Raw genomic sequence first — 20438 nt, 5'->3', positions numbered from 1 at the left:
TTTGCGCTATCCAAGACACCAACCCCCAAAATGATCTGTTTCTTCAAGTTAGATTCAGGCTGAGCGCCGCACAACACGGCCTTCCTCGCGCTTTTTGTCTTGATCCGTCTTCTTCAAGCCGTACTTGGCTTCATACTTGCTGATAATCTGGTTAGCCAGTTTCTTTTCGAAATCAGAGATAGGTTCGGCTTCACCGGATGCGATGCGATCACGCAAAATGCCACTGTTTCTATCCTTCATATTCACCACCTGCCTCACCTTCATTGACTATGCTTTGATCTGAACTGTCTACATTGAGCTCGCTTCCGGTGACCCCTTGGACAACGTTCAGCATTAACTCGTCGGCAGTCTCGCTATGCTTTCCCATGAGCGAAAGTATCTAGCTGAGACCGACTGCCCGCTTTGTGCTCGAGTCAGAAATAGCTAGGTTAAGTGCCCATTCCGCTTGCTTCCAAAACTCATCTGCTTCAGCATTTCTTTTGGTCACGGACGCACTGTGCACAGCTGCAGAGTAAGCAAAGAACGCTGCAACCACGGCGAAGATTCCAGCAGCAGGCGGGCCGGACCAAAAATCGCGCCAAAACGGGTCATCCATGATAAATGGTGGGAGTACCCGAGCAACAGCGAAACCAGAGACAAAGGCCAAAGCGGTGAGGACTACAGTCTGTTTCAGGAAATCGACGGCTGATCGCAGGAATGACTTCAAGAACAACATAAGTTCAATACACCACCGCTGGATACACTGCGATTATCTGCATGCTCATCCCTCATATTTTCATTCATATCTGCAATATAGACCATGCTAAGGACGAACTAGATGTTATGTAAGGGCGTCCGATAGCTACCCTGGTATGGCAAGATAGTTCCCATGTCAGAGCGTATTGGTCAGCCTTCCCGAAGAATACCGCGTAGCGCTTTGGGATTCGGAGTTTTATTATTGCTCGCAGGGATCTTGCTGGTCTGGTGGGATAGCAGGCAGATGGTCACGCTTTACACTGGCTCTTATGTCTCGCTACCTGAAGAGGACACGTTCTATTTCGGCCCCAGCCTCACCATGATCCTAGGTCAGCTGTTGGTCGGGCTCGGAATCGCGGCCTGCGGTGTAGCCGCGGGCTTCAGCTACTCCAAACGAGCACACCTACGGCAGATTTCCACTGCGCTGGTCATCGGGCTCGGCGTGCTGTTTTTGCTTCTCGGAATTGGCCTGCTGTGGTGGGATAGTTACCAGGTCAAGGAGTTCGGCTGGTTTGCCTACGCACCGTTGAGCAATGCGGATCTTCGGGGAGAGCTGATGGCCAGCGCAGCCCCAATTTTTGGCAAGATCGCCTTGGGGCTCGGTTTTCTTGGCTTGGGAGTTGGCCGTGGCCTCATCTGGGGCCGGCATGAGCAAACCGGCGAGCGCTTGGCTTAGAAGAGCGCGTTAGTGTGCCCTTCGATGAGTTCTGCTGAATTATTCCGCACGTTACCCACGGCCGAATCGACCTCATACATGGTCCAGGTGGACGCCACGTCATAGGCTTGTGCACGTACTTCTTCGATTAGCCCTTCGCCATCTTGTTCCTCCGGGTTCAGCCAGCGGGACATCATCTGGCGATCCAGCGGTATGGGTAACCTGTCATGGAGTCCGGCAAGTTCACCTAAAACACCGGGTTCTTCGGCGGAAGGTGACTCCATGGTGAGGATCGAGGTCGATAAGATCCAGTCGCCGTTCTCGTCTTTCCACCATTCGTAGAGGCCGGCGAAAAACATGAGCTTGCCATCTTCACGGTGAACGAAAAACGGCCGTTTTTTGCTGCCTTCTTTCGTCCACTCGTAGTACCCCTGCATGGGCACCGCCGCCCTGCGCTTTTTGACGGCCGCACGAAAAGTTGGTTTGCTGGCAGCAGTTTCACTGCGTGCGTTGAAGGCGCGTACACCCACCGATAGTTCTTTAGCCCATCCAGGCACTAGGCCCCACCGCGCTACATGGATTTGGCGGTGCAGCTGGTCATCGATGAGCCTTTCAAGCACTATCGGCACATCCGTAGTGGGTGCAACATTCCATGAGTGGCGTAGCTGCAAATTGTCATCCGCTTCAGCTTCTGCCTCCGCGACCAGGTCACCGATGGCTTTGGCCATCACGTATCGTCCACACATGTTTTCACTTCCTGTCGCCCTTGGTCGTTGGGCACCAGTGTAGTCCGCATGACTGCTGTTGGCGCGTTCCTCGCTCAGCTAAGAAAATTCATCTGGCTTGCGCCCGGTAAAGCGGAACAAACAGTAAGCTCACATGGTTACATGAAGTATGAGCAACAAATTAAATCTTGAAAAGTATGTTCCTGCTGCCGGCGGGGTCACCATGTTCACCACTAGCTGGTGCGGTTACTGCCGCAACCTCAAGCGTCTGATGGATCAGAAGGGTGTGGCGTACACCGAGGTCAATATCGAAGAGGTCGAGGGCACCGCCGAGATCGTGGAATCCGTTAACGGCGGAAACCAGACTGTGCCAACCCTGATTTTCCCAGATGGTACCGCAGCCACCAACCCACGAATCGAAGAAGTTGTCGAGCGCGTAGGCGCCTAACTTCCTAGCTGCAGCCCGCACAAAATTTTGAAGCCTGATACCTCCCCTTCAAAGGGAGGTATCAGGCTTCTTTAAGTTCAGCGTTAGAAAGCTGTTAGGCGTCGAGAAGTCCCGTATGTTCGCGATAGACCTCTAGCAGCGCCAGCACGAAGTCTTCTACGGTAATGCCCTCGACCAAGTCATCCGCGGCACCCACGGTGGATGGATCCATGGGGATCTCCAAGGCCCGATAGACCGTGTCCAGTACCGAACGCAGCGGGGCGGAGTCTTCAATGACAAACACACTGCTAAATAGCCAGGCACCGGAGATCACCCGTTGAGCTGTGCCGATAAGTTTGACCGCGGAGTTGGCACGTGAGCTTTCTGCAGGGACCCCATGTACCGAGTAGTCACCCGGGCAGTATTCGCCATCGATCGGGCCCACATGGGCATCGACGTTCAGCTTTCGAAAAGCTCGGGCATAAAGATCTGCGAATACTTTAAAACGCTGTTGCTGCCCAATAATCGCTTCGGAATGTGGTTCGATATGATCCACAATCAATGTGCCGCGGTGGTAGGCAGCTGCACGTCCCCCGGCCTTGCGTACCAGTGGAGCATAGCCAGCTGCTTGGGCTGCTTGGGCTGCACGTTCAAATCCCGGTAGCCGGATATCACGCTGTCCAAAGGCTACCGTTGGATCGGGTCGGTAAAACCGTAATAGCGCGCCCCTGCTGCCGGCCTGAACTTCACGCAGTAATTGCACACCGCGTTCCAAGTCAGCTTCGGGATCCCCACTAGCATCCTCAAACTGATAGGACAGCGGCGCGCTCGATTCGGGATTCCAAAGGGTCATGTTCCGAGTCTAATTCAGTTAGCTACACATGCCCGCCCGCCGCGGCTTAACTCGACCTGTGAGAGCCGTGATGCCAATCGCCCGATTCGAATTACCCAAGGTTCTGCGTGATAATAATCTGGTGCCTCTATCTTCCACCCCCGTGATCCTCGTCGGCGGGCCTTCCGGCTCGGGCAAGTCATACCTTGCCAGCCGTTTCGGCAACCCGCATCTCCCACTCGATGAGTTCTATCGGCAGATCAGCGAGGATGGGCACCCCGGACAGTTCCCACGCACCGGCTACGGAGAGATTGACTGGGATCACCCGGACACCTGGAATATGCAGGCAGCACTGAACGCGGTGGATGAGCTCTTAACCCAGGGATTCACGATGGTGCCGAACTATTCGATCACTACCTCCAGCTACACCGGACACCGCGAAGTGCGCGGAAATGGTGGCCCAATCATCGCCGAAGGAATATTCCTCTCCGAGATATTGGAACCTTTGCGCGACAAGGGCCTGAATGTACAGGCCTACTACGTCGATGAGCCGGCTCTCTTGACCTCCATCCGGCGCTTCGTCCGAGATGTTTCCCAACGCCGTAAGCCCGTCTTGTTCTTGATCAAGCGCGGCTACGCCCTGTTCCGGGCGCACGGCGCAGATCGCGAAACCTACCGCGCTAAGGGCTTCACAGTCACGCCTAAACCACAGTTGAAGAAGCTTCTAGCGCAGCTCGCTGAAACGGCTCATTAGAGCTGGCGTACGGTCAGAATCTGTTCAGCACGGCCAAAAGCTCCCGAAGTATCGTGTAACACGGTAGAGGTTAGCCCAATGCCATCGATACCGTAACTTTGCTGAACTTCTAGCCCCAGCCATTGGCCTTCGGGCGCACGGTACATGTGGATCTGTAGATCCAAGTTCGGGAACATCCAGTTTCCGTCTCCAGGTTCCGTACGTGGCACCACACCATTGGCGGTATCTGCCAGCCCAATCAAACTGGCCAAACGTGAAGCTTGAACACCGTCTACCAGAGCATATGGGGTGCGCAGCCAAGCGATTCCCTTACCGGGGCGACGACCTGGCACAGCACGCATTTCAATGGAGCGAATGTAACCACCGGGCCACTGCGCAGAAATGTTCTGCAGTTCGCTTTCCTCAGGCCCAGGTACTGTGACATCTTCGATTCCCGCGACAGCAGTGGAGTCAGCTGTGATGACTCGCCAGGCCCGGGCCACGATACTGGTGCGCCCCTTAGCGGTCATCTCAGCTTCGATCAGTTCAATGGTGCGTCCCGGCCTGATCATCCGAGTCGTGATTTCAAATTCACCTGCGTGAATCAACCCATGAATTTCAAAACTCAGCCGAGCGATACGCATGTCATCTCGGGGCTGGAAGTTCTCCAAAGCATGGGTCAGGATTCCCGAGGCAGGGGCCATATGCTGCTCGTGTGCGTTCCACGCTCCCTGCGTATGCCACGACGAGCGATAACGACCTTCTCCTAGCGTTTCGAAGTAGAAGTCGCCGTTGGCGAGGATCTTATCCAGTTCATCTTCGAGCTGGTGTGTCATGAGTCAATCTCCCGGTCTACAAACTTATGGGTCCTAGCTCACAGCCTAACCAAAACTTGGACAGAGAAGTGGCTTAGCTTTCTCGCCCGTCGTCGTGGTGCGCTCTAGTTCCGGCACTATCCATCATGCTCAATACCTCGGCGACACCACCGATGGCGCGGATAACGTGCGGAGTCATGGTGTCGAATTGTGCTGCCTGCCCGGATTTCACATGGAACACCCGATCCCCCAAGGTGAGCTGAATTTCGCCTGACAGTACCGTGAACCATTCCTTGCCCGGGTGCACTCGGGCTTCGGTTGGTGCGACATGCTGCTCCGGATCGAAGCGGATCTTCGTAACCACCACCCCGTTGACGGCGTCGTCATCGGAAAGCTTCCACATCGTCATGCCGGGAACCGTAATGGGCTCAGGGCCAATAATTACGCCTTTCCCATCGGCTGGGGCTACCAATTCATCCAAGGTTGTACCCAAGGATCTAGCAATAGGAACTAACTGGTCTAGGGCTATACGCCTGTTCCCAGTTTCGATCCGGCTGAGCGTAGAGACGCTGAGGTCTGCCCTTTTGGCCAGCGAGTCCAAAGACCAGCCGTTGCTTTGCCGTAATGCGCGTATGCGTTGTCGAATTACCGAGTCCAAATCCAATTCTTGCGTCATACGCAAAAAGATACACGATTCATGCAAGAAGTCGATAGTTTGGATCTTGCACTAGTAATCACACGCAAGGAGAACACCATGGAAAACTTTGACGTAATCATCATCGGCGGCGGCAGCGCAGGGCTGGCAGCTTCCATAGCGTTAGGCCGCTCACGGCGAAAAGTGCTCGTGGTTGATGAAGGCCATCCACGCAATGCCGTTTCAGCACATGCTCACAATGTTCTTGGCCACGAGGGAATCAGCCCAAAGGACTTGATCGCCGCGGGCCACGCCGAGGCTGTTGGCTACGGCGTCAAATTCGTTTCTGCGCACATCGAATCCGTTCAGGGCTCAGTTGAAGAGGGGTTCAAAATCTCCACCCAATCGTCACAGTGGACCGCCCGCCGCATCGTTTTGGCAACAGGCGCACGCGATATCTTGCCCGAAATTCCCGGTCTTCAAGAAGCATGGGGCGTCTCCGCGCTGCATTGTCCTTACTGCCACGGCTGGGAGGTGCGCGATCAGCAAATTGCAATCCTCGGAGTTAGTGAAATGAGCACTCATCAGGCTCTGCTTTTCAGCCAACTCAGCGACAAAGTTATCTTCGTCAACCACACACCAGAAAAGCTCAGTGCTGAAAATCGTCAGCTGCTATCCGCTCTCGAAGTGGAGGTAATTGATTCCTCGGTGATCAGGCTAGCGGTCAACGCCAGTGGTCAGGTCAGTTCGCTCAGCTTGCAAAATGGTACGGACTTGGAAGTTCAAGCTGTCGTTGTAGCGAGCCAAGTCACTGCGAACGCCTCGATTTATTTGGAGCTGGGTGGCGAACTCAGCGAAAACCCTATGGGTACGTTCATTTCGGCCGAACAGACGGGAGCCACTGGCGTCCCCGGAGTCTACGCCGCAGGAAACGTAGCTAATATCGGCGCGATGATTGGCGCATCAGCCGCTGCCGGCACCATGTCCGGCGCTTTCATTAATGCTGAATTAGCCATGGAAACAGCGAAGAAAAAAATGGCACAAAATGAGGTACAGGCTTGAACTCTCCCCTAGGGGCAGACCATACGATAACCATATGGAATACAGCATTGGGGAATTTGCCACGTTAATGAACGTGACGGTGAAGGCGCTTCACCACTACGAAAAAATCGGCCTGCTTAAACCAGTTCGGGTTGATCGGCTCACTGGATACCGCAAATATAGTTCGGCCCAGTTTGGAACGGTGATGCTGATTCGTCAGTATCGCGCACTGGGACTCACCCTGGCAGGCATTAAGCGTGTCATTGTTGATGACGTCGACGATGACACCTATGAGGCCATCCTGAGAAGTAGTCAGCGAGTTTTAGCCAGTCGCATTTACAAGGACCTGGAAACCTATGGAGCGCTTGCCGCGCAGCTCGAGGAGCCTGACGAACTCTCAAAGTTTGCAGAAATGTACAAACAAATGACCTCGGTTGATTATCATCTAGCGTCATCTCCATCCCCCATGGACTGCATGTTGCTACTGCCACCAGGAATTGAGAGCGTTGCTTCCGAGCATGGCCCCGCGCGCTCTTTACTGAGTATTTCAACCCCTCTCGTGTCAAGAAGCTCCGCCAACCTCAAGCAAGCGACCCAGCGACTTGAGAAGAAACTTCTTTCAGAAGCACTTAGCGAAGAAATGATGCAACAAGTTTGGTATTGGGTTGAAACCACAGAAGATCCTGATGAGGCTCCCTTCCGGATGTATGCGGGATTAGAAGAGAGCGAAAATTTACCAGCTATTCCTGGATCCGTGAAAAATAATTTTGGAAACATTGAGATTGGTTTTGCCGTACCCGAATTCTCAGCTTTCGGCACTGCCGAATGGAACCAAATGGTCCAGCATGTTCATCATGAAATGTACGAACAAGGGGTCCTGCCGAGTGGACCTTTCTTTGTTCGGCACGGAAATAAAGAGCGGTATGGCGGTGATTTTGTCGCTTACCAGGGCGGCGTGATTGATAGGTCCATCCTTCGAGTTGAGGACGATGAGGGCGACTTGGCGCAAACCACCAATCCGTTCGCGCACTGGCACTCGCATCTATAGATCTTGGTGCCATTTCTACCGCCGGCCTCTGCCTGAGAGGCCGGCGGTAGGCAAAGCAGCAAAAATGATGGTACGCTTAATTTGTTACCTCGACGCTTGCAGGTGTGAGTCATCCGCCAGCAAACGTTAGCAGTTAGATTTGTAGCAAGACAAGCAAATCGTCTGTGCAGCAAATCGGTTCAATGATTCTTCGGAATGAGCGAACTCCTATCGAAACGAATTTTCATCTTCTCTTCTTCACCGCTTACAGCTCGTCCAGACGCTTCTCAGCGTTTCCACGATGCGGCTTCCAAATTCTACTCCACTGACTCTGGCATTTCCACAGTCATGTCTATGGACCGCAAGGACATCTAGCGTGCGTAGCGACCTCCGTTTTGGCCGGTATCGGCAAAATCAGCATTCGATAGCTGATACCGACGGCATGGAATTCGCCAAATATAGTACTGCTCGAGGTAACCACTAATTTTCCGTTTCGGATTTCGACTCGGCAACAAGGTCACGTAGTGGCCAATGAATAAATAAGGAAATAACAACATGGCTACTGGCACTGTTAAATGGTTCAACGCTGAAAAGGGCTTCGGCTTCATCGCTCCTTCTGATGGATCGGCAGATGTGTTCGCACACTACTCCGCAATCCAGAGCTTCGGTTTCCGTAGCCTCGAAGAGGGCCAGAACGTAGAATACACCTTGGAAGCCGGTCCAAAGGGCCCACAGGCAACCAACATCCAGGCTCGCTAAGCTTTAGCACTGCCAAACTTCTGGTGCAATACCGTCCGTTTCGGATGGTATTGCACCATTGGTGTTTAACCCCGCTTTACCTTTTTATTTTCGGCTCCGCGCCGCTTCCGGCAGTCGTTCCTGCAGAATACCTACACCTAGTAGCCTGGCCGGAATCGAAGTTAGGCCAGGAAACGCTTTCAAGAATTTTGCCACGGGTGCAGGCATAGCAACTTCTTCATCGCTTTTCATCAGTCGTTCCAAGCCCAAATGCATCAGCCGCTGAGTGTTCTGAACCAACACCGTAGGGATAATTCGGCGTTTCTGCACGGCGGCTACGTCGCGATCCGAAATAGTCCCTGACTTTAGTGGCCCTGCGAGAATGCGGGCGGCCGCCACCGCATCTTGAACCGCGAGATTTACACCTACTCCCCCTACTGGACTCATAGCATGAGCCGAATCGCCGATACACAGCAGCCCTCGACGCCACCAACGTATTGCCCTATTGACCTTTATATCCAGTAGTTTTGCATCCTCAAGCTTTAATCCTTGGACACCGTCGTGCAGCTCGGGAGCTGCAGCGGCAATTGCCTGGTGCCAAACTTCGGCACCCAAAGTACGCAACTGTGCGTCCGTGCCCTTGGATAGAAGCATTGCGGTTTGGACATAACCATTACGCGGAATAAGAACGAATGCACGGTTTTTCGTAAAGGCTGGTGCAAGTACGTTTTCAGTCTTCAGCTGGCCCGGAACCTTGAACCACCAAACGTCTAGTGGCACGCGAAACGCTTTCATTGATATTCCTGCAACTTCGTGAACCTTCGACCAGCGGCCATCTGCAGCGATCGTCAGCAACGCTTGCATCTGCCCCATACCCTCGGGTCCGGAATAGCGAATCCCAACGACATGACCACCCTCGATGAGTAAATCAGTCACCTCGCAGTTCATGCGCAGTTCAAAGCAGTCTTCGTTGGCACCAGCGCGCGCTAAGAGGTCTAAGAAATCCCACTGCGGAGCCATAGCAATATAAGGATAGGGGTGCTTGAGTCTGGACAGATCGAGCACAGTGCTGAGGGTTCCGTCTTTGCAAGGGAATTCAGCATGAGTCACTTTGGAGTAGTTTATTTTTTCGAATTCACCCATCAGTCCCAGTTCATCTAATAACTGAAGCGTTGATGGGTGGATGGTATCTCCGCGGAAATCGCGGAGAAAATCACCATGCTTCTCAAAAACAGTGACTGGGATTCCGCACCGTGCCAAAAGCAAACCGGCCACCATGCCTGCAGGGCCGCCACCAACTATGATGCATCGAGTCGAGGAGTCCATAATTACCCTTCCTTAGGAAGCTTCTGGCTACTTTCAGCTTGGCACTATTTCTCAGGCGCGGATAGTCTCAGTTCGGGTTGCCCGCAGATTCAGCCCAATCAGAATTATTGCGAGAGCCAATAAGGCCACTGCCAAGCCTTCAAAGTCGACAACCGCGAGAATTGGACCAGCGCTAAGCCCACCAATGACCCCAGCTAAACTCATGCACAAATCGGATGTTCCCTGTAGTTGTGGCCGTTCGGAGACTTCTACGGCGCCGGAAATCATGGTGGAACCGGCCACCGTTGACGCTGACCACCCGAGACCCAAACAAAGCAGTGCGATGGTTGTCATCGTATGGTCTGATGGATTGGCCCACACTAAAAGACTCGCCGAGATCAGCAATGTTTGCCCCAGAAGAATGATCGGTCGGGCACCGAATTTATCGGTAAGCCAACCAAATACTGGAGATAAAGCGTACATTCCGGCCACGTGCATGGAAATCGTAAACCCAATGAGGGTTAGTTCTGCTCCGTGGTGTTGCATGTGAATCGGTGTCATCGACATCATTGCGACCATGTACATATGGGATAGCGCAACGGTCAGCACCGCACGTCTGGCCATAGGTGTGTTGCGCAGAATATTCCAACCTCGACGGCGAAGCTGGTCAGTTTTTGCCTGAGCGGAGGCCCGATATTGCGCCACCCGTAATGGGTCAGGACGTAAGCCAGAGAAATAAACTAGAGCCCCAGCTAGCTGAGCTACCATCGCTATAAGAAATCCACCGGTAAAGACAGGAAGATTGAGATATTGGGCAACTACTTCGCCTGGTTCAAAGAGGTTTGGCCCGATCACTGCACCAATAGTAGTTGACCAGACGACCACCGAAAGGTCTCGGCCGCGAGTAGTTTTGCTGGATAGATCGGTGGCAGCAAAACGCGACTGGAGGTTCATCGCCGACCCAGTGCCAAGTACTAGCATTCCAAGCATCAGCAATGGCCAAAAGTTCAATATTGCTGCGGAAATAATCACCACGATGCCGCTGGCGGCCAATAATGCACCGCTAGAAAGTGAAACCCGGCGACCATGCTTCTGAGCCATTAAAGCTAACGGAATGGCCATGACTGCCGCACCAAGCGTATTCATGGTGGCAGCCATTCCCGCCAAGGAGTCTAAACCTGAGATGCTGACGATAAGTAGTGAGCCGAGAGTGAGGGTGGCACCGCTGCCCAATCCACCGAGGATCTGTCCGGTCGCAAGCACCGAAATTGACTTGCGCCGAATACGTTGGACTTCTTCTTCGCCCAATGCGCTGAAGTCATTCTTCGATGACTGAAGTTGCACTTTCATCCCCGCGATCATTGCCCATTAGAAGCAGTACTTTTTCAAGTATCGTCGATCCGTCGCCAATCAGGCGATACCCATTGCCTTGATACTCTAAGTTGGCGCAAGTTTACAGCGGATAATCCTCGGCGAAAATTCTGAAGGCCAGATAGCACTAGACCGATTAGCCAATAACATAGGTAAAGGCTCGGATCCCGACGCATTTTCGCGGGGATCCGAGCCTCATCAAATCTTTTCAGCTAGACGATTAGGAAAATTTCCTAGAAGTCCCAGTCCTCATCTTCGGTGTTTACTGCCTTACCGATGACGTAGGAGGAACCAGAGCCGGAGAAGAAGTCGTGGTTCTCGTCGGCATTCGGGCTCAACGCAGCCAAAATCGCTGGCGATACGTCGGTCACGGTTGCCGGGAACATTGCCTCGTAGCCCAGGTTCATCAGAGCTTTATTGGCGTTGTAGTGCAAGAACTTCTTGACATCCTCGGACAGGCCAACCGGATCATAAAGATCATGGGTGTACTGGACTTCGTTTTCATACAGCTCGTACATCAGCTCGAAGGTGTAATCCTTCAGCTCCTGCTTGCGCTCTTCGCTGGCTCCTTCAAGTCCCTTCTGGAACTTGTAGCCGATGTAGTAACCGTGGACGGCTTCATCGCGAATGATCAGACGGATCAGATCCGCGGTGTTCGTCAGCTTCGCGTGTGAGGACCAGTGCATCGGCAAGTAGAAGCCGGAGTAGAACAAGAAGGACTCGAGCAGAGTCGAAGCGATCTTGCGCTTGAGCGGATCTTCGCCGTGGTAGTAGCTCTCAATGATCTGGGCCTTCTTCTGCAGGTTCACGTTCTCCGTGGACCAGCGGAAAGCTTCATCAATTTCCTTGGTGGAAGCCAAGGTGGAGAAGATCGAAGAGTAGCTCTTTGCGTGCACCGATTCCATGAAGGCGATGTTGGTGTACACGGCTTCCTCGTGAGGGGTTAGTGCATCAGGGATCAGCGAGACCGCACCGACGGTACCCTGCAGGGTGTCAAGCAAAGTCAGACCGGTGAAAACGCGCATGGTGAGCAGCTTCTCGGCCTCGGTCAGAGTCCCCCACGACTGGATGTCGTTGGACAATGGAATCTTCTCCGGTAGCCAGAAGTTGTTAACGAGACGGTTCCAAACCTCTACGTCTTTATCATCCTGGATACGGTTCCAGTTGATTGCCTCAACCTTGTGGGTGAGCTGAACTCTATCCGACATTAAATCCCTTAACTACCTATCTCAGTCATGCTTATGTCTCGGATCAACTCTACCCTGTATTGACGTTTTCTCTCATTCTAGTGGGTCGTGCTTTACACAACATCGAACGAATATTTTTAAATCACAAAAGTCAGCCTGACCTCCATTGAAGAAGTCAGACTGACCCTAGCGAAAAGACATCACGGGGCACGATCAACTGGAATTAGGATCGAACTTACCGAGCAAGATCAGAGTAGGTTATCTACTTAGATTCTTTGACAGTAGTCTTTGGGCTGCGCTTACCGTGCGCTGACGTTACATAGCGACCGGAAATAGCACTGCGGTACTTACCGCCGTTGCTTTTTGCCAAAATAACCACCTCCTTACGGTCTGAGCATTGCCCGGACCGGAGGCCCACTTGGTTGTGGGACAGTATCTCCGCTAAACTGAACGTTCCATACCAATGGAAGTTCCGTCATCCGGGACTTTTCTGGGGGCAGATGTGCAAATCTGTCCCCAGAAGTTTTTAAGCCCTCAATTTACAGTGCGCAGGAGACGCAACCTTCAACCTCGGTGCCTTCCAGCGCAAGCTGGCGCAGGCGGATGTAGTACAGGCTCTTGATGCCCTTACGCCATGCATAGATCTGCGCCTTGTTGATGTCACGAGTAGTCACGGTGTCTTTGAAGAACAGCGTCAGGGACAAGCCCTGGTCTACGTGCTGAGTTGCAGCGGCGTAGGTGTCGATGATCTTCTCGTAACCGATTTCGTAAGCATCTTCGTAGAAGTCGATGTTCTCGTTGTTCATGTAAGGAGCCGGGTAGTACACGCGGCCGATCTTACCTTCCTTGCGGATCTCGATCTTCGCTGCGACCGGGTGGATCGAGGAAGTCGAGTTGTTGATGTACGAGATCGAACCGGTTGGCGGCACAGCCTGCAGGTTCTGGTTGTAGATTCCGTGCTTCATGACCGAATCCTTCAGCGCGTTCCAGTCTTCCTGGGTAGGAATGTGGATTCCGTCGAAGAGTTCGCTCACTCGCGCGGTGGCCGGGACCCACTGCTGAGTGGTGTACTTGTCAAAGAATTCACCGGATGCGTACTTCGAGTTTTCGAAGTTATCGAAGGTTTCACCGCGCTCCATGGCAATCTTGTTCGACGCGGTCAACGCGTGGAACAGGATCGTGTAGAAGTAGATGTTGGTGAAGTCGATGCCTTCTTCGGATCCGTAGTAGATGTGTTCGCGGGCTAGGAAGCCGTGCAGGTTCATCTGGCCCAAGCCGATGGCGTGCGACTTCTTGTTTCCGTCGGCAATCGATGGAACCGAACCGATGTAGGACATGTCCGAGACCGCGCTCAAGGCACGAATCGCGATATCAACTGAACCTTCGAGGTCCTTGCCGTCCATAGCCTTGGCAATGTTCATCGAGCCGAGGTTGCAGGAGATGTCCTTGCCGACCTTGGAGTAGCTCAAGTCATCGGCAAACTCGGAAGCCGAGGAAACCTGCAAGATCTCCGAGCAGAGGTTCGACATCGTAATGCGACCCTCGATTGGGTTCTCACGGTTTACGGTGTCCTCGAACATGATGTACGGGTAACCGGATTCGAACTGGATCTCGGCCAGAGTCTGGAAGAATTCGCGGGCGCTGATCTTCGTCTTCTTGATGCGCGAGTCATCAACCATCTCTTCGTACTTTTCGGTAACGGAGATTTCGCTGAACGGCACGCCATAGACACGCTGCACGTCGTATGGGCTGAAGAGGTACATATCTTCGTTCTTGCGGGCAAGCTCGAAGGTGATGTCCGGAATAACCACGCCCAGGGAAAGAGTCTTGATGCGGATCTTCTCATCGGCATTTTCACGCTTGGTGTCCAAGAAGCGGTGGATATCTGGGTGGTGGGCGTTCAAGTAGACCGCGCCAGCACCCTGACGTGCTCCAAGCTGGTTAGCGTAGGAGAAGGAATCTTCGAGAAGTTTCATCACTGGGATGACACCGGAGGACTGGTTCTCGATCTGCTTGATCGGTGCACCATGCTCACGCAGGTTAGTCAGCGACAGTGCGACGCCACCGCCACGCTTGGACAGCTGCAGCGAGGAGTTCACCGCACGGGCGATGGACTCCATATTGTCTTCGATACGAAGCAAGAAGCAGGAGACGAGCTCTCCGCGCTGTGCCTTGCCGGCGTTGAGGAACGTGGGGGTTGCAGGCTGGAAACGGCCGCCGATGATTTCATCAACCAGGCTGGTGGCCAACTGCTCGTCACCACGTGCAAGGTGCAAGGCAACCATGCACACGCGGTCTTCGTAACGCTCCAGGTAACGCTTACCGTCGAAGGTCTTCAGCGTGTAGGAGGTGTAGAACTTGAAGGCACCGAGGAAGGTTTCAAAACGGAACTTCTTAGCGAAGGCACGCTTGAAAAGATCACGGATGAAGTTCATCGAGTACTGGTCGAGAGTTTCACGCTCGTAGTATTCGTGCTTGACCAGGTATTCGAGCTTCTCATCCAAGTCGTGGAAGAAGACGGTGTTGTTATTAACATGATCCAAGAAATACTGGCGGGCTGCGTAGCGGTCCACCTCAAACTGGATCTTGCCATCTGGACCGTAAAGGTTCAGCATGGCGTTCAGATCGTTGTAGCTCAGACCCTGCATGTTTGCGGGGAGCTCTTTAGTTTCGCTCATCGTTACTTCTTCTTGTGCGACGCTGGTGCCCAAAAGGTTTCAAGCCCTTCATTGACGTTGAGAACATCTTCTGGCGTTCCCATAAGTTCGAATGTGTATAAAACGGGTACGTTGCATTTGGCCGCAATTTTTTTAGCTGCGATGCAGTAGTACTCGCCGAAGTTCGTGTTCCCTGCGCCGATCACTCCGCGCAGGTTTGCGCGGTTTGCTTCATGACCCAGAAATTTCATGATCTGGGGAAGGATCGAACGCTTTCCGCGTTCACCACCGTAGGTTGGTATGAGCAATACATACGGTGCTGTGGCGATCAGTTGCGGCTCAGTTGCAAAAACTGGGATACGAGCCGCAGTGACATTTAATTTTTCAACGAAGCGCGCGGTGTTTTCCGATACCGACGAGAAATAAATCAACGTGGTATCGGTGTTCACCGTGACTTCATTCGCCTCAGCGTTTTGCCGATAATCGGCAACTGCTGTTGGTGGCATTTTTGTCGCCTCCGCGAGATGCTCGACGAGATAATTCTTTGGACCCATGGTGGGGTCCGGCTGCCGACTAGTTGGCTACTGCCAAGCTAGCGATCTTGTCTGGGCGGAAACCCGACCAGTGATCGTTGTCGGTGATAACAACCGGAGCCTGCTGGTAGCCAAGGCCACGTACATGCTCCAGGGCGGCGGCATCCTGCGAGATGTCTACCTTGTTGTACTCGACGCCCTGCTTGTCCAAAGCGCGGTATGTAGCGTTGCACTGCACGCAGGACGGCTTCGTGTAAACGGTGATTGCCATTTGCCTGTTTCCCCTTTTAAAAAGTCCATGTTTTGGCTCGGCCTCCACCATTTTCTGGTGCTTCCGGCCATCCTCTCGGATGCCCCAAAATGTTGTCTCTGGGGTGCTTTCGGTGTTTCACTCACCAACGGTTTCAATACTACATCTTGTGTTTGGTCGGTCAAGTGGCCACAACATGATGTATTACAAGTATGTCATTCATCCACCGGCCAGTCCACAGGAGCTGTGGATATTAACCGTCATTTAAACCGCGATTTCCCGCGGTCGACCAAAACTTGTCCACAGCCCGGGCAATGGTCGATGCAGTTTAAAAATTCTTCATGTGAGATGTTCCTCGGCGTGTTCAGCTTCCTCTGGCTAGACGGGCCACATTTCTTGTGCCCTACATGTAGTGTCCGCCGTCCTTCCGACATTTGGAGCGACAACACACGACGTGTGGGTAACGCTTACCCGGTGCGTTGCACGCTGAAGGCAGGGTGTACACCGGATAACGCGTCGGAGGTCCCGGCGACCGCCTGCGCCGCCGCTTCGGGCAGCGCGACGTCGCTGAGCAAGGCGCCGGTGAGGATGCCTAGGAAGCAGTCTCCGGCCCCCTTGGCCTCGGTCGCAATCCGGCCGGTGTCGAACTGTTCAAACTGCTCCTCGTCGAGGGCCAACAGGCAACCGATAAAATCCGAGTCCTCGGTGGGAGCGGAGGTCACGATCACGTGGGCGGGGCCGGCATCCATCAAATCCAGGGCCGCGTTAGCCGCGTCTTGCTCGTCATGGATTTTTGACTCGGTGAGCAGCTCCAGTTCAAAGGCATTCGGGGTCATCAGCCAGGTATGCTCAATCAGATATTCTCCGTAACTGGCTGCGACTTCCTCACTGGCATACAGCCCAACATCCGAATCCCCAAATGCGGTATCCAGGATCAGCCGAAGCTGCGGGTAGCGGGCGCGGGCAGTAACGAACCATTCGGCAATGATCCGCGCCTGGCTCGGCGACCCAAGATAACCAACCACCACGTAGCGAGCTTGAACCAGGGCCCCGCGCTCCAGCAAGTCTGCCAAAATTCCCGAGAGCCACTGGTCGCTGATCGCACCGCCGGAAACCGTCGGGTAATGCGGCAGGTTGCTTAAGAGCACGGTAGGTACCGCCACCGTGCGGTGACCTGCCCGCTCGATCATCCGGGCGATGACGTTATTTCCCACCGCACCGTAGGCTAACTGGGAACTGAGCACCACGGCAGCTACGGGGCGAACATCTAGTTCGAAACCGTTCACGCCGACGCCTGTGGGTAGCTGCGCGCTCCGAAGATTCCCTGGCCTACTCGCACTACGGTGGCCCCTTCTTCAATAGCCAGTTCGAAGTCACCGCTCATTCCCATGGAGAGCTGATCGAATCCACCTGGCGCACCCGAAACCTTCAAATCTTCCAACGTAGTACGTAGCAACGCGAAACTAGCACGAATAGTTGATTCGTCGGTAGTGTTAGCAGCCATCGTCATCAATCCGCGCGGGATCAACCGGTCCAGCGGTGCAATAGCTTCGAGCAACTCGGCCACCTCGCCGGCGGCAATGCCCGATTTACTGTCCTCACCGGAGGTATTAACTTGGATAAAAACTTCCAAGGTGCGCTCTTCAAGCTCAAGACGGCGTTGTAGTGTTTGGGCAAGTTTCAGCGAATCCAGAGCGTGGAATTCGTGGGCAAAGCGTGCCACGAACTTCGCTTTATTTGCCTGCAGGGGACCAATAACCGCGTAGCGTAGCGCCGGAAATTCGGAGGCGAACTCCTCGGATTTAGCCAAGGCTTCTTGGACCTTGTTCTCCCCCAGCGTCTGCACACCGGCTGCGATAGCCAGACGCAGGCGTTCAGGTTCAATGGTCTTGGTTACTGGTAACAGCCGCACGGCGCTGGCCTGACGCCCACTGCGCGATGCAGCCTCGGCGATTTTCTGATTCACAGTTGCCAAGTTCCGGGAGAAATCCTCGGTGGTTACCGCCTGTGCCGCGGCCGGTTGCGAAGTCATAAAACGCCTATGCCTCTTTCAGTTTGGTGAAACTACCTGCAAAAAGCCGGCCTCGAGAACTCGAGTCCGGCTTTAAGCATAGGCATAGTTCGCGTTCTAGAACATTTGACGCCAATTCGTCTTGGCAAGGTCAAAGAGTTCGTCACCGCGCCCGGAAAGCACCGTTCGGATGGCGTAGAGCGCGAATCCCTTGGCTTGTTCCACCTTGATGCTAGGCGGCATGGACATTTCTTGCCTGTCGGTGACCACGTCAAGGAGGGCAGGCCCATCATGGGCAAGGAATTCAGCAACCGTGGCTTCCAGCAGATTCGAGTCTTCCACCCGGTATCCCTTGAGCCCGGCTGCGTTGGCAACCGCACCGAAATCTGGGTTTTCTAGATCTGTCGCGTAGGTGACAAAACCTGCGGCCTTCATTTCAAGTTCTACGAAGTTCAGCGAGGAGTTGTTGAACACGACAATCTTGATGGGCAGCTTATTTTGCGTCGCGGTGAGTAACTCGCCAAGCATCATCGCCAGTCCCCCATCGCCGGCGAATGCGATCACCTGACGGTTGCGGTCGATAGCCTGAGCACCCAGCGCATGGCAGAGCGCATTGGCCATCGACCCATGGTTGAAGGAACCTAGCAGCCGGCGTTGCTCGGTCATCGCCACATAACGGGCAGCCCAAATAACCGGCGAGCCCACGTCTGCGGTAAAGATCGCGTCGGGATCTGCTGCCTGATCGATCAGCCGCGCCAAATATTGCGGATGGATGGCTGCTTTGCCCTTGGACGGGGTGGCTAGTTCATCGAGTTTGATGCGGGTTTTTGCATAGTGCGCCAATGCATCATCTAGGTGCTTACGTTTCTTCTGTCGTGGCAGGATGGCGGCGAGCGCGGCTGCGGTGTCTTTAACCGTACCCACCAAGGGGACATCGACCTTGGTCCGCCGGCCTAGCTGCTCTCCGCGCACATCGACCTGAATGATGCTCGCGTTCTGCGGGTAGAACTGTTGGTATGGAAAGTCGGTGCCGAGCATTAATAGCACCTCGCACTCATCGATGGCCCGGAAGCCGGAGGCAAAGCCCAGCAACCCGGTCATTCCTACATCGAAGGGGTTCTCGTATTCGATATGTTCTTTACCGCGCATCGAATGCACAATAGGTGCGGCGAGTTTGTCGGCCAACTCCATCACTTCGGCGTGCGCCCCGGCAGTCCCTGCTCCGGCAAGGATGGTGACCTTGGCCGAGGATTGCAAGAGTTGCGCGGCCCGTTCGAGTTCTACCTCGTTGGGCACCACTCGCGGATTTGTTTTGACGATTTCTTGGGTGAGCACACGGTCCATCTGCGACAGAGCCACATCGCCGGAAATGACGAGCACCGCAACACCGCGCTTTTCAATTGCTTCACGCATCGCAATACGCAGCATTCGGGGAAGCTGCTTAGGATCCGAGACTTGCTCGGCATATACGGAGCAGCCTCGGAAGATTTCTACCGGATGGGTTTCCTGAAAATAGTTCGATCCGATTTCTTCGGTGGGTATCTGTGCCGCGATGGCCAGCACCGGGACCCGAGTGCGCTGGGCATCGTAGAGTCCGTTGATCAGGTGCAGGTTTCCCGGTCCGCAGGAGCCCACACATACGCTGAGCTCTCCGGTAATTTCGGCCTCGGCAGCAGCTGCGAAGGCCGCGCCTTCCTCATGGCGATGGTGAACCCATTCAATCTGCCCATTTTCCCGCAGTGCGTCGGTCAGCCCATTGAGTGAATCCCCCGGGACTCCGTAAATACGTTTAACACCCTGGGTGTAGAACTGATCGATCATGTGTTCGGCGACGGTAGGCATTAATTTCCTCCTGCAAACAAAGGGCCGGTTACTACCGGTTGATATCGCCAGCCTACGAGAAAAATCGCCTCTCTGGCTACCGACTATCCGGCAAACCCCGGCCAATAATGTGAATCAGGTAGCGCGCGAGCACCAAAGATTCCTTGCCCCACACGAACCACCGTGGAACCTTCGGCAATTGCCAGCTCAAAATCTCCGCTCATTCCCATCGATAATTCCTCCAAACCAATTCCTTCGGGTGCATCTTCTCGCAGCTGATCACGTAATTCACGCAACGTGGTGAAGCAGGTGCGCACCGCGTGATGATCAGTGGAGAAGATCGCCAGAGTCATCAGCCCCTTGACGCGCAGCCGGTCAAGGCCCGGTAAAGATTTCAGGAATGCCGGTACCGCCGCGGGTTCCAGACCAAATTTTGTTTGTTCACCAGAGGTGTTCACTTGAACAAAAACATCTAAACTGCGATCTTCTAGTTCAAGACGCCGTTGCAAAGCGGTAGCCTGGCGCAGGTTATCCAAAGCTTGGAACTCGTGCGCAAAACGAGCCACGTCCTTGGCCTTGTTTGTCTGCAGATGCCCAATTACCGAATATTTGAGTCCCGCAATACCGGCCAGGTTCTCGGCCTTCCGGGCGGCTTCCTGCACCTTGTTTTCACCCAACCAATCCACACCAGCTTCAATAGCCAGCCGCAGTCGATCCTCCGGTACCGTTTTGGTCACCGGTAGCAAGCGCACACTACCCGCGGCTCGTCCCGCGGCCGTCTCAGCCGCAGCGATCCGCCCGCGAATGGAGGCGAGGTTAGCTTTGAAGTCCTCGACGGTACTAGCCGAACTCGCTGCGCTTGAATTCGGAACTGGTTGGCTCATGAAAATACTGCTCCTCGTACTAACGAAGTAAATTCTAAATCTCACTTCATCGTAATA

21 protein-coding genes are annotated in these 20438 nt (G+C 53.9%); 6 read left to right on the top strand and 15 right to left on the bottom strand.

Going from position 1 to position 20438, the window contains the following annotated elements; translation table 11 throughout:
- Positions 1-54 precede the first annotated feature (54 nt).
- Positions 55-249 carry a hypothetical protein gene (locus tag VJ369_RS15590; RefSeq protein WP_324092960.1) on the bottom strand — a complete coding sequence of 65 codons (195 nt, stop codon included), beginning with the start codon at positions 247-249 and terminating at the stop codon, positions 55-57.
- Positions 250-868: 619 nt separating this feature from the next.
- Here VJ369_RS15590 and VJ369_RS15585 point away from each other — a divergent pair.
- Positions 869-1411 (top strand): hypothetical protein, encoded by a 543-nt coding sequence (locus tag VJ369_RS15585; protein WP_324092959.1) that lies wholly within the window; start codon positions 869-871, stop codon positions 1409-1411.
- Here VJ369_RS15585 and VJ369_RS15580 read toward each other — a convergent pair.
- On the bottom strand, positions 1408-2136 hold the full coding sequence (locus VJ369_RS15580) for an SOS response-associated peptidase (protein ID WP_324092958.1): 729 nt from the start codon (positions 2134-2136) through the stop codon (positions 1408-1410). The genes VJ369_RS15585 and VJ369_RS15580 overlap by 4 nt on opposite strands.
- 148 nt (positions 2137-2284) lie before the next feature.
- Between VJ369_RS15580 and VJ369_RS15575 the strand changes: the two genes are divergently transcribed.
- Positions 2285-2563: a mycoredoxin gene (locus VJ369_RS15575; protein ID WP_324092957.1), complete on the top strand. Its 279-nt coding sequence runs from the start codon at positions 2285-2287 to the stop codon at positions 2561-2563.
- A 94-nt stretch (positions 2564-2657) separates the two neighbouring features.
- Here the strand turns inward: VJ369_RS15575 and VJ369_RS15570 are convergent, their stop codons facing one another.
- Positions 2658-3395 carry a lipoate--protein ligase family protein gene (locus VJ369_RS15570; RefSeq protein WP_324092956.1) on the bottom strand — a complete coding sequence of 246 codons (738 nt, stop codon included), beginning with the start codon at positions 3393-3395 and terminating at the stop codon, positions 2658-2660.
- A gap of 70 nt (positions 3396-3465) precedes the next feature.
- Between VJ369_RS15570 and VJ369_RS15565 the strand changes: the two genes are divergently transcribed.
- Positions 3466-4128: a uridine kinase gene (locus VJ369_RS15565; protein ID WP_324092955.1), complete on the top strand. Its 663-nt coding sequence runs from the start codon at positions 3466-3468 to the stop codon at positions 4126-4128.
- Here VJ369_RS15565 and VJ369_RS15560 read toward each other — a convergent pair.
- Together VJ369_RS15560 and VJ369_RS15555 are read right to left on the bottom strand one after the other, a co-directional pair.
- Complete coding sequence (locus tag VJ369_RS15560) at positions 4125-4943, bottom strand: thioesterase family protein (protein ID WP_324092954.1); 819 nt, start codon at positions 4941-4943, stop codon at positions 4125-4127. The two genes, VJ369_RS15565 and VJ369_RS15560, sit on opposite strands and share 4 nt — an antisense overlap.
- A 73-nt stretch (positions 4944-5016) precedes the next feature.
- Complete coding sequence (locus VJ369_RS15555) at positions 5017-5598, bottom strand: XRE family transcriptional regulator (protein ID WP_324092953.1); 582 nt, start codon at positions 5596-5598, stop codon at positions 5017-5019.
- A gap of 78 nt (positions 5599-5676) precedes the next feature.
- On the opposite strand from VJ369_RS15555, the gene VJ369_RS15550 reads away from it, so the two are divergent.
- The 3 genes from VJ369_RS15550 (at position 5677) to VJ369_RS15540 (ending at position 8383) form a co-directional block, all read left to right on the top strand.
- Positions 5677-6618 (top strand): NAD(P)/FAD-dependent oxidoreductase, encoded by a 942-nt coding sequence (locus tag VJ369_RS15550; protein ID WP_324092952.1) that lies wholly within the window; start codon positions 5677-5679, stop codon positions 6616-6618.
- A 34-nt stretch (positions 6619-6652) separates the two neighbouring features.
- Positions 6653-7645, top strand: coding sequence for a MerR family transcriptional regulator (locus VJ369_RS15545; RefSeq protein ID WP_324092951.1), 993 nt, complete (start codon positions 6653-6655; stop codon positions 7643-7645).
- A 534-nt stretch (positions 7646-8179) separates the two neighbouring features.
- Entirely contained in the window at positions 8180-8383 is a 204-nt protein-coding gene (locus VJ369_RS15540) for a cold-shock protein (RefSeq protein WP_096254701.1), read from the top strand.
- Between the two features lie 84 nt (positions 8384-8467).
- Here VJ369_RS15540 and VJ369_RS15535 read toward each other — a convergent pair whose 3' ends face one another.
- The 10 genes from VJ369_RS15535 to VJ369_RS15490 all read right to left on the bottom strand — a co-directional run bounded on the left by VJ369_RS15535 (position 8468) and on the right by VJ369_RS15490 (position 20381).
- The gene (locus VJ369_RS15535; protein ID WP_324092950.1) at positions 8468-9688 is read right to left on the bottom strand and encodes an FAD-dependent oxidoreductase; all 1221 of its coding nucleotides are present in this window, start codon (positions 9686-9688) and stop codon (positions 8468-8470) included.
- Between the two features lie 51 nt (positions 9689-9739).
- Complete coding sequence (locus tag VJ369_RS15530; protein ID WP_324092949.1) at positions 9740-11017, bottom strand: MFS transporter; 1278 nt, start codon at positions 11015-11017, stop codon at positions 9740-9742.
- 254 nt (positions 11018-11271) lie between these two features.
- Positions 11272-12246 (bottom strand): class 1b ribonucleoside-diphosphate reductase subunit beta, encoded by a 975-nt coding sequence (nrdF, locus tag VJ369_RS15525; RefSeq protein WP_324092948.1) that lies wholly within the window; start codon positions 12244-12246, stop codon positions 11272-11274.
- A gap of 518 nt (positions 12247-12764) precedes the next feature.
- On the bottom strand, positions 12765-14903 hold the full coding sequence (gene nrdE, locus VJ369_RS15520; RefSeq protein ID WP_324092947.1) for a class 1b ribonucleoside-diphosphate reductase subunit alpha: 2139 nt from the start codon (positions 14901-14903) through the stop codon (positions 12765-12767).
- Positions 14904-14905: 2 nt separating this feature from the next.
- The gene (nrdI, locus tag VJ369_RS15515) at positions 14906-15388 is read right to left on the bottom strand and encodes a class Ib ribonucleoside-diphosphate reductase assembly flavoprotein NrdI (RefSeq protein ID WP_324093097.1); all 483 of its coding nucleotides are present in this window, start codon (positions 15386-15388) and stop codon (positions 14906-14908) included.
- A gap of 67 nt (positions 15389-15455) precedes the next feature.
- Complete coding sequence (nrdH, locus tag VJ369_RS15510) at positions 15456-15686, bottom strand: glutaredoxin-like protein NrdH (RefSeq protein ID WP_096254696.1); 231 nt, start codon at positions 15684-15686, stop codon at positions 15456-15458.
- Between the two features lie 446 nt (positions 15687-16132).
- On the bottom strand, positions 16133-16951 hold the full coding sequence (locus VJ369_RS15505; protein ID WP_324092946.1) for a PfkB family carbohydrate kinase: 819 nt from the start codon (positions 16949-16951) through the stop codon (positions 16133-16135).
- The gene (locus VJ369_RS15500) at positions 16948-17697 is read right to left on the bottom strand and encodes a YggS family pyridoxal phosphate-dependent enzyme (RefSeq protein ID WP_324092945.1); all 750 of its coding nucleotides are present in this window, start codon (positions 17695-17697) and stop codon (positions 16948-16950) included. Before VJ369_RS15500 ends, VJ369_RS15505 begins: the two co-directional genes overlap by 4 nt.
- Before the next feature lie 96 nt (positions 17698-17793).
- The gene (gene poxB, locus VJ369_RS15495; protein ID WP_324092944.1) at positions 17794-19518 is read right to left on the bottom strand and encodes a ubiquinone-dependent pyruvate dehydrogenase; all 1725 of its coding nucleotides are present in this window, start codon (positions 19516-19518) and stop codon (positions 17794-17796) included.
- Between the two features lie 83 nt (positions 19519-19601).
- Positions 19602-20381: a YggS family pyridoxal phosphate-dependent enzyme gene (locus tag VJ369_RS15490; protein WP_324092943.1), complete on the bottom strand. Its 780-nt coding sequence runs from the start codon at positions 20379-20381 to the stop codon at positions 19602-19604.
- Positions 20382-20438 lie beyond the last annotated feature (57 nt).

The organism is Glutamicibacter sp. (genome assembly GCF_035257265.1).
In the GTDB taxonomy this organism is placed as follows: domain Bacteria; phylum Actinomycetota; class Actinomycetes; order Actinomycetales; family Micrococcaceae; genus Glutamicibacter.
This window is presented reverse-complemented; position numbering and strand designations above follow the sequence as displayed.